Origin of the sequence: Sphingomonas sp. BLCC-B65 (assembly GCF_028550675.1) — a bacterium.
Taxonomy (GTDB): domain Bacteria; phylum Actinomycetota; class Actinomycetes; order Actinomycetales; family Microbacteriaceae; genus Microbacterium.
In genome coordinates, this window is sequence record NZ_JAQQGL010000001.1 from 2,822,310 (window position 1) to 2,831,172 (window position 8,863).

Annotated in this window: 9 protein-coding genes; 7 read left to right on the forward strand and 2 right to left on the reverse strand. The window is 69.4% G+C overall.

From position 1 onward, the window contains the following. The first annotated feature begins 56 nt into the window (after positions 1–56). Both PP359_RS13315 and PP359_RS13320 read left to right on the forward strand, forming a co-directional pair. The gene (locus PP359_RS13315) at positions 57–1,253 is read left to right on the forward strand and encodes a sensor histidine kinase (protein ID WP_036315342.1); all 1,197 of its coding nucleotides are present in this window, start codon (positions 57–59) and stop codon (positions 1,251–1,253) included. Next, positions 1,250–1,933, forward strand: coding sequence for a response regulator (locus PP359_RS13320; RefSeq protein WP_036315340.1), 684 nt, complete (start codon positions 1,250–1,252; stop codon positions 1,931–1,933). The genes PP359_RS13315 and PP359_RS13320 overlap by 4 nt, the downstream gene beginning before the upstream one ends. 76 nt (positions 1,934–2,009) lie before the next feature. Here PP359_RS13320 and PP359_RS13325 read toward each other — a convergent pair whose 3' ends face one another. After that, positions 2,010–2,477: a DNA modification methylase gene (locus PP359_RS13325; RefSeq protein ID WP_135949376.1), complete on the reverse strand. Its 468-nt coding sequence runs from the start codon at positions 2,475–2,477 to the stop codon at positions 2,010–2,012. Positions 2,478–2,621: 144 nt separating this feature from the next. Between PP359_RS13325 and PP359_RS13330 the strand changes: the two genes are divergently transcribed. The 5 genes from PP359_RS13330 to PP359_RS13350 are packed head-to-tail and all read left to right on the forward strand — an operon-like array spanning position 2,622 to position 7,464. After that, positions 2,622–3,104, forward strand: a complete 483-nt coding sequence (locus PP359_RS13330; protein ID WP_005051117.1) for a CarD family transcriptional regulator — start codon at positions 2,622–2,624, stop codon at positions 3,102–3,104. A 49-nt stretch (positions 3,105–3,153) separates the two neighbouring features. Next, positions 3,154–4,341, forward strand: coding sequence for a 2-C-methyl-D-erythritol 4-phosphate cytidylyltransferase (gene ispD, locus PP359_RS13335; RefSeq protein ID WP_499250799.1), 1,188 nt, complete (start codon positions 3,154–3,156; stop codon positions 4,339–4,341). A gap of 53 nt (positions 4,342–4,394) precedes the next feature. After that, positions 4,395–5,798 carry a cysteine--tRNA ligase gene (gene cysS, locus PP359_RS13340; protein ID WP_499250800.1) on the forward strand — a complete coding sequence of 468 codons (1,404 nt, stop codon included), beginning with the start codon at positions 4,395–4,397 and terminating at the stop codon, positions 5,796–5,798. Beyond that, positions 5,791–6,783, forward strand: coding sequence for a 23S rRNA (guanosine(2251)-2'-O)-methyltransferase RlmB (gene rlmB / locus PP359_RS13345; RefSeq protein ID WP_036286382.1), 993 nt, complete (start codon positions 5,791–5,793; stop codon positions 6,781–6,783). The genes cysS and rlmB overlap by 8 nt, the downstream gene beginning before the upstream one ends. A 42-nt stretch (positions 6,784–6,825) precedes the next feature. Continuing rightward, the gene (locus tag PP359_RS13350; RefSeq protein WP_112930959.1) at positions 6,826–7,464 is read left to right on the forward strand and encodes an NAD(P)-dependent oxidoreductase; all 639 of its coding nucleotides are present in this window, start codon (positions 6,826–6,828) and stop codon (positions 7,462–7,464) included. Positions 7,465–7,482: 18 nt separating this feature from the next. Here the strand turns inward: PP359_RS13350 and PP359_RS13355 are convergent. After that, positions 7,483–8,863: DUF4032 domain-containing protein (locus PP359_RS13355; RefSeq protein WP_499250801.1), on the reverse strand; the 1,381-nt coding region annotated here is incomplete at its 5' end.

Genomic DNA, 8,863 nt, shown 5'->3' on the forward strand with positions numbered 1-8,863 from the left:
CCGGTGTTGATCCGTATCGTGAATCTGCGGTGTCCAACCACCCTACGCTGGGACCCATGGAGTCCCTGCAGCCGGTGATCGCGCTGATCCTCGGTCTCGTCCTCGGCGGCGGAGTGGCCACGCTCGTGCTGATCGCGCTGCGCGCACGCGATCGCGCGCGTGTCGCGGCATCCACGGCTCTGCCGGACGGCACGGCGGCTGTGCTGCAGGGAATGGACGAAGTCGCGGTGGTCGTCGACACGTCGCTGCAGATCGTTGCCGTCTCGGCGCCCGCGGAGCTGTTCGGCATGCACGAGGACTACGCGCTGCCGGGCGATGAGCTGCGCGCCCTCGCCCGGACCGTCCGTCGGACCGAGGCGCCGGAGACGCAGACGATGCGGCTCAAGCGCGGCGTCGAGCCGCGGCTGGTCTCGGCCCGGGCGAGCGTGATCACACCGCGGTTGATCCTCATCGTCATTCGCGACATCACGGAGCGGGAGCGCGTCGAGGAGATGCGCCGCGACTTCGTCGCCAACACCAGTCATGAGCTGAAGACGCCGGTGGGTGCGGTGAGCCTGCTCGCGGAGGCGGTCGAGTCGGCCGCCGACGATCCCGAGCAGGTGCGTCACTTCGCCGCTCGACTCAGCGCCGAGGCCGCCCGGCTCAGCCAGCTCACGTCGCGCATCATGAACCTTTCACGGCTGCAGTCCGCCGACGATCTGACTGAACTGCGCGACGTGTCCGTGGACGAGGTCGTCGCCGCCGCCATCGAGTCCCAGTCGGTCGCCGCAGACTCGGCCGCCATCACCGTGGCCCGCGGGGGCGAGAGGCACGCGTACGTCCGCGGCGACGTGCAGGTGCTCACCGAGGCCGTCGCCAACCTGGTGGCCAACGCGATCGCGTACTCACCTCAGGGCGGCCAGGTCGGCGTCGGCGTGAAACTGGACGGCGGGGTCGTCGAGATCGCGGTCACCGATCGGGGGATCGGCATTCCGGAGGACGAGCAGGAACGCGTGTTCGAGCGGTTCTATCGTGCCGACCAGGCGCGCTCGCGCCGCACCGGCGGCACGGGTCTCGGGCTGTCGATCGTCAAGCACGCGGTGCAGCGGCACGGGGGAGAGGTCGAGGTCTGGTCGCGTCCGGGGCGCGGGTCGACGTTCACCGTTCGACTGCCTGCCGTTCCGGCGCCCGACGACCTTCCCGTTCCGAAGAAGCGCAAGAAGAAGAAGGCCGCCCGCGATGGTGCGCGGGCGAAAGGAGAGAAGAAGCGATGACCCGCGTCCTGATCGTCGAGGATGAGCCCGATCTGGCCGATCCGCTCGCCTATCTGCTGCGCCGCGAGGGATTCGAGGTCGAGATCGCCGAGGACGGCCCCGCGGCGCTCGACGCGTTCGCATCGCGCGGCGCCGACATCGTGCTGCTCGACCTCATGCTTCCCGGGATGCCGGGAACCGAGGTGTGCCGGGTGGTGCGCTCGACCTCCAAGGTGCCCATCATCATGCTCACCGCGAAGGACTCCGAGGTCGATATCGTCGTCGGCCTCGAACTCGGCGCCGACGACTACGTGACCAAGCCGTACTCGTCACGCGAGTTGCTCGCGCGGATGCGCGCCGTGCTGCGACGCAGCGAAGGGCCCGAGCTGGGCCTGGATGACAGTGTCGTCGACGGTGGAAGAGTCGTCCTGGACATCGATCGACACACGGTCGCCGTCGACGGTGAGATCATTCCGATGCCTCTGAAGGAGTTCGAGCTGCTCGAGGTGCTCATGCGCAACGCGGGGCGTGTGCTGACGCGTGGTCAGCTGATCGACCGGGTGTGGGGCAGCGATTACTTCGGCGACACCAAGACCCTCGACGTCCACATCAAGCGCATCCGGTCACGGATCGAACGAAACCCCAGCGAGCCGGTCATGCTGCTGACCGTGCGGGGCCTCGGGTACCGTTTCGAGGCCTGACGCGTCGGTCCGCCACGCCACGCACATCGGCGGCGCCCCTCGCGCAGAGGGACGCCGCCGATATCCGTGAGCGGGATCAGTTCGCGGGAACGAAGTCCTTCAGGTACGACAGGGTGCCGTCCAAGACCGGAACGCGGTCTTCGACGGCCTCGCCGGTGCCGGACTGGAACGTGGTGCGCACGTCGGTACCGGGCTTGGCCGACAGGCCGGTGAACAGCAGCGGCTCTGCGCCGTCGAAGCCCAGGCTGACGGTCGAGTGCGCGGCGACCGGCACTCGCTGGGTCGTGCCCTCGACGCCCACCAGCAGCGTCTCGTCGGTGTCGGTGTCGTTGACGATCGCCGCGAGGAAGTTGGCTTCGGTGCCCTTCTCGTTGGCGACGAAGAGCGCGTTGCGCACCTTCAGGGGTGCCGAGTGCGTGATGTTGACGCCCTCAGCGGCCGAGTAGCTGATGGTCGTGGCCTGCGGTGAGATCATGCTGCAGCCGGCGGTGGAGAGGACCACAACGGCGGCGAGGGCGACGGACGCGAGACGGCGCGTGTTCACGGATCCTCCTGGACGAGTCGGTGTGTGCTCATTCTATGCCGCGACGCGGCGCCACCCCGGCGCCCCCGCCGCGGATGCTCAGCCGGCGAACCTTAGCGTATGTCGCCTGTGGTATTCTGGACTTTGCCGAAAGGACATAACTGCATGCTTTTTGAGGTTGGCGAGACGGTCGTCTATCCGCACCACGGGGCCGCGACGATCATCGAGGTCAAGGACCGGATCATCAAGGGCGAGACCAAGAAGTACCTGAAGCTGAATGTCACGCAGGGAGACCTCATCATCGAGGTCCCTGCCGACAACGTCGACCTGGTCGGTGTTCGTGACGTGATCGGCAAGGACGGTCTCGAGAAGGTGTTCGACGTGCTGCGCGCACCGTTCACCGAAGAGCCCACCAACTGGTCGCGCCGCTACAAGGCCAACCTCGAGAAGCTCGCGTCCGGCGACGTGATCAAGGTGAGCGAGGTCGTTCGTGACCTGTGGCGTCGTGACCAGGACCGCGGCCTGTCCGCCGGTGAGAAGCGCATGCTGGCCAAAGCTCGTCAGATCCTCGTGTCCGAGATCGCTCTGGCGCTGAAGGCCGATGAGGATCACGCCTCGGGGGTCCTCGACGAGGTTCTCGCGAGCTGATCACGGCATCCGCCGGAAGACGGCGCGCCACGTCGGTAGTGTCGGGTGCATGAGCGACCCGTTGGTTCCCGTGCCCCACACTGCCGTGATCGTCGTCGCGGCTGGATCCGGTCAGCGGTTGGGCGCGGGCGTTCCGAAGGCGTTCGTGGGTCTCGACACCCACACGGTTCTGCGCCACGCGCTGGAGGGTGTGTTCGCCGCGCCGGCCGCGCAGGTCGTGATCGTCGCTCCCTCAGACCGCGTCGGTGACGCCCTGACCGAGGCGCGCGCCGTCGCCGGCGAACGGCACGACCTGGTCACGGTCGTCGCCGGCGGGCTCAGCCGGCAGGAGTCGGTGGCTGCCGGACTGCGGGCCGTGTGGCCCGACGTCGAGCGCGTGCTGGTCCATGACGCCGCGCGGGCTCTGACTCCGCCCGAGGTGTTCGCGCGCGTCATCGATGCGCTCGCGGACGGCAAAGATGCGGTGCTTCCGGTGCTTCCTGTGATCGACACCGTCAAACGGGTGTCCGGCGATCGCGTGCGCGAGGCGATCGAGCGTTCCGAACTGGCGGCCGCGCAGACCCCGCAGGGATTCCGCCGCACGATTCTCGACGCGGCCTATGCCGCGGCATCCGCCGAGCACACCGACGACGCCGCACTCGTGCAGAGCATGGGAACACCGGTGTGGACGGTGCCCGGCGATGAGCGGAGCTTCAAGATCACCACTCCGGGCGATCTCGACCGCGCGCGAGCCCTCCTGGCTGTCGCGCCGGTGGGGCGCACCGCGTCGGTGCCGCGCGTCGGCGTCGGCACCGACGTGCATGCCGTCGGCGGCAGCGGCGATCTCTGGCTGGCCGGACTGCACTGGCCCGGTGAACCCTCGCTGCACGGTCATTCGGATGGGGATGCCGTCGCGCACGCCATCGTGGACGCCGTGCTCGCCGCCGCGGGACTCGGCGACATCGGCACCCATTTCGGAACCGATCAACCGCAGTACGCCGGCGCCCACGCCGAGGCGTTCCTGGCCCGCACGCGGGAGCTGGTGGAGGCCGCCGGCTTCTCGATCGGCAACGTCTCGGTGCAGGTGCAGGCGCGCCGGCCGCGCTTTGCCGCGCGCCGCGCGGAAGCCGAACATGCCCTGTCTGCGGCGCTCGGTGCGCCCGTCGCCGTGTCGGCGACCACGACCGATGGGCTCGGCTATACGGGAACGGGCGACGGCGTCGCCGCCTTCGCCGTCGCGCTCGTCTACTCCGTGTGAGCCCCCACGCCCGCGCCGCTGTCGCGTCTCGCGCGCGCGGGTAGGCTGGTGCGGTGACGGTCCGGCTCTACGACACCCAGGTGCAGGCGTTGCGCGACTTCGCGCCGCAGGATCCGACCCACGTGAGCATGTACGTGTGCGGCCCGACTGTTCAGTCCGGCCCCGGCATCCATCACCTGCGCGCGGCGCTCGCCTTCGATCTGCTGCGTCGCTGGCTCACCCGGCGCTTCGGGCGCGTCACCTTCGTGCGCAACATCACCGACATCGACGACAAGGTGTTGCAGAACGCCACCGCTGATGAGCCGTGGTGGGCGCTCGCGTATCGCGTGGAGCGCGAGTTCGCGCACGCGTATGCCGCGATCGGCATCCTCGCGCCGACCTACGAGCCTCGCGCGACCGGGTCGATCCCGCAGATGCAGGAGCTGATCGCCACCCTCATCGAACGCGGTCATGCCTACGCCGCGGCCGGGGACGTCTATTTCGACGTGCGTTCGTGGTCCGCCTACGGAGAGCTGACCCATCAGAGCATCGACGCGATGGAGCCGGCGGCCGACGCGGACGCGCGCGGCAAGCGCGACCCTCGCGACTTCGCGCTCTGGAAGAGCGCCAAGAGCGACGAGCCGACAGATGCCGTGTGGGAGAGTCCTTGGGGGCCGGGCAGGCCGGGCTGGCACATTGAGTGCTCTGCCATGAGCCGCCGCTACCTGGGTGCCTCCTTCGACATCCACGGCGGCGGCATCGACCTGCGCTTCCCGCACCACGAGAACGAGTTGGCGCAGTCGCGTGCGGCGGGTGACGCGTTCGCGCGCTACTGGGTGCACAACGGCCTGGTCACGGTCGGCGACCAGAAGATGTCGAAGTCGCTCGGCAATCATCTGCTCGCGCTGGACGTGCTGGCCGACCGCGACCCGCTCGTCGTGCGCTACGCCCTCGGCGCGGCGCACTACCGGTCCACGCTCGATCTCACCGCGGCATCCTTCGACGAGGCCGAGGCGGCCCTCGAGCGCATCCGAACGTTCCAGCAGCGGGCCGCGCGGGTGCTCGGCACTGCGGTGCCGCTGGTGGCCGCCGATATCCCCGAGGCGTTCGCTGCTGCGATGGACGATGACCTCGGCGTTCCGCAGGCGCTCGCGGTCGTCCACGAGACCGTGCGCGCCGGAAACGCGGCGTTGGATGCGGGCGATCGGGATGCCGCGGCCCGCGCTTTCGTCGAAGTGGGCCGCATGACCGGCGTTCTCGGTATGAATCCGGCCGACCCGAAATGGCGACCCGAAGCAGGTGCTGCCGAGGCGCGCGCCCTGGACGCGCTGCTGCAAGCGATGATCACCCAGCGTGCGCAGGCGCGCGCGAACAAGGACTGGGCGGCCGCCGACCGTCTTCGCGACGCGATCGCGTCGGCCGGCGTCGTCCTCGAGGACGGTCCCGACGGGACCCATTGGAGTCTGAATGATGGCTAAGCCGGGCAACCCCTCCGCGGGCAAGGGCAAGAAGAAGGGCCCACTCAAGGGCACGGGCGGCAACGGACGCAAGGCGCTCGAGGGCAAGGGGCCGACTCCCAAGGCCGAAGACCGCAGCTGGCACGTCGCCGGCAAGCGCAAGGCCGCCATGGAGCGCTACGCCGCCGCCGGCGGCAAGGGGCGCCCCGGTCAGAAGCCGGCGCCGTCCCGCGCGCCGAAGGCCAAGGCCGGTGACGACACCGAGAACGTGACCGGGCGCAACTCCGTGCTCGAAGCTCTGCGTGCACGCATCCCGGCGACGGCGTTCTACATCGCCCAGCGCGTCGAGATGGACGATCGCGTCAAGGAGATGCTGTCGATCGTGACCCAGCGCGGTATCCCCGTGATGGAGGTCACCCGCCCCGAGCTCGACCGTATGGCCGGCTTCGACGGCGTGCACCAGGGTGTGGCGCTCAAGGTGCCGCCGTACGAGTACGCGCACCCCCAGGACCTGCTGGAGGAGATCATCGGAAAGGGGCAGACGCCGCTGATGGTCGCGTTGGACGGCATCACCGATCCGCGCAACCTCGGCGCGATCATCCGCTCCACCGCCGCCTTCGGCGGTCAGGGACTCATCATTCCCCAGCGCCGTTCGGCCGGCGTCAACTCGGCCGCGTGGAAGACGAGCGCCGGCGCCGCGGCGCGGGTTCCGGTCGCGATGGCACCGAATCTGACCACGACGCTCAAAGAGTTCAAGAAGCAGGGCGTGTTCGTGCTCGGTCTCGATGGCGGCGGCGACGTCGCGCTGCCCCAGCTCGAACTGGCAGATCGGCCCGTCGTCATCGTCGTCGGCTCGGAGGGCAAGGGGCTGTCACGGCTGGTCACCGAGACGTGCGACCAGATCGTGTCGATCCCGATCTCCTCCGCCGCAGAGTCGCTCAACGCCGGCATCGCGGCATCCGTCGCGCTCTACCAGGTCTCCACCATCCGCGCCGCGTCCGAGTGACGCCCGCTCCACCTGCACGCCGATCCGAAAGGAAGCACTGAGATGGCCATCATCGCCGTTCTGGGAGGCACCGGCTTCGCCGGTCGCCACATCGTCTCCGAGGCTGTGGACCGCGGGCACACCGTGCTGTCGGTGTCACGGTCGGTGGCCGCAGACCGCGTGCCCGGTGCGACCTACGTCGAGGGGACGCTGCTGGACATCCCCGGGCTGGTGACGCAGCTGGAGGGCGCGGACGTGGTCATCAGCGCCGTCGCGCCGCGCGGTGCGATGGAGGGCCTCGTGCGGCCCAACCTGGAGGCGCTGAACACCGTGCTGCCCGAGAGCGTGCGGCTGGGCGTCATCGGCGGCGCCGGCGGGAGCCTCGTCGCTCCCGAGGGCCCTCGCGTCGTCGACGTCGACTTCCCCGACGCCTTCAAGGCCGAGGCGCTGGAGATGATCGGTGTTCTGGAGGACCTTCAGGGCGAGCAGACCGGTCGCGACTGGTTCTTCGTCCACCCCGCCGGCGGCTTCGGCGGCTTCAACCCGGGCGAGCGGACGGGCACCTACCGGGTCGGTGGCGATGTCATCGTCACCGATGCCGAGGGGCAGTCCTACATCTCCGGCGCCGATCTCGCGGTGGCGGTGCTCGACGAGATCGAGAACCCGCAGCACTCGCGCCGGCGCTTCACCGTCGGGTACTGACGCGCTCTCTCGCCGGGTTCAGACCAGGTCGCGCCAGTCGACGTCCTCGTCTTCGTCGTCGTCGATCGTCGAGATCGCCGAGGTGATCACCGGAATCGCCATCGTCTCGGTGGGGGGACCCATCACCGTGGCCTCGTCCCGGCGGTGACGCAGCACGTCATCGATGTAGGACGAGACGACCTCGGCGATCGGCACCGACTGCCCTCGCGCTTGCGACATGTACCAGCGGTGTTCGAGGACCTGGTGGAACACCTCGGCGGGTTCGAGTTTGGCGCGCAGATCCCAGGGGATCGCCTTCACGACCGGTTCGAACACGCGGGTGAGCCACTCGTGCGCCACCATCTCCTCGTCGGAGCCGAGTCGCGAGACGCGGGCACGGAACGCGTCCATGTCGTTGAGCAGGCGCCGGGCCTGGTTCTCCTCGACGTCCAGTCCCGTCAGACGCAGAAGGCGCCGCTGGTGGTGGCCGGCGTCGACGACCTTGGGCTGAATCGACACCGTGGTGCCGTCCGGCGTGGTGCGGATCGACATCTCGCCGATGTCGAAGCCGAGATCGTTCAGGCGTTTGACCCGCTCGGTGATGTGCCAGGCCTCGCCGGCGGCGAAGGTCTCCTTGTCGGTCAGCGCCGCCCAGAGCGAGCGGTACGACGACATGATGCCGTCGGCGATCGCGACGGCATCCACGCCGCCTTCGAGACGGCCGCCGGCTTCGAGGTCCATGATCTCGCCGGCGATGTTCGTGCGCGCGACGTCGAGGTCGTGCTCGCGCTGACCGCGCGTCAGGCCGCTCTCGTGCAGCTCGCCGGTCTCGGCGTCGACCAGGTAGGCGGCGAAGGCCCCGGCATCCCGTCGGAAGAGCGTGTTCGACAGCGACACGTCACCCCAGAAGAAGCCGACGGTATGCAGGCGCACGAGCAGCGCGGCGAGGGCGTCGACGAGCCGGCCGGCGGTGTCGGGTCGCAGCACCTGTGTGAAGAGGGCGCGGTAGGGGAGCGAGAACTTCAGATGCGCCGTCACGAGCGCGGCCGGCAGCGGGTCGCCCTTCGGCGTGCGGCGACCGTCGATCACCGCGACCCGTTCCACGCACGGCACATCGAGGCGGCCGAGGGAGCCCAGCATGTCGTACTCGCGGCGGGCCATCTCGCCGGTCGTCTCTTTGACGGCGACCACGCGGCCCGACAGATCCGCGAAGCGGACGAGGTGGCGCGAAAGGCCCTTGGGCAGGGAGACGATGGTGTCCTTGCCCCACTCGTCGAGGGGTGTGGACCAGGGCAGCGCCAGCAGGCCTGCGTCGACACTGCTCGCGGTGATCGTGAGGGAGTGGGCCACGCGGGTCTTCGCTTTCGTGGGGGGATACGCCGCGGCGCGGGGGCCCGGTCCGTGGAACCGGGCCCCCGCG

What these genes read in the sequence shown, in the direction of transcription:
- PP359_RS13350 (WP_112930959.1), top strand. Translation starts at nt 6,826, where the DNA reads ATGGCCATCATCGCCGTTCTGGGAGGCACCGGCTTCGCCGGTCGCCAC.
- PP359_RS13330 (WP_005051117.1), top strand. Translation starts at nt 2,622, where the DNA reads ATGCTTTTTGAGGTTGGCGAGACGGTCGTCTATCCGCACCACGGGGCC.
- PP359_RS13320 (WP_036315340.1), top strand. Translation starts at nt 1,250, where the DNA reads ATGACCCGCGTCCTGATCGTCGAGGATGAGCCCGATCTGGCCGATCCG.
- rlmB (WP_036286382.1), top strand. Translation starts at nt 5,791, where the DNA reads ATGGCTAAGCCGGGCAACCCCTCCGCGGGCAAGGGCAAGAAGAAGGGC.
- ispD (WP_499250799.1), top strand. Translation starts at nt 3,154, where the DNA reads ATGAGCGACCCGTTGGTTCCCGTGCCCCACACTGCCGTGATCGTCGTC.
- PP359_RS13315 (WP_036315342.1), top strand. Translation starts at nt 57, where the DNA reads ATGGAGTCCCTGCAGCCGGTGATCGCGCTGATCCTCGGTCTCGTCCTC.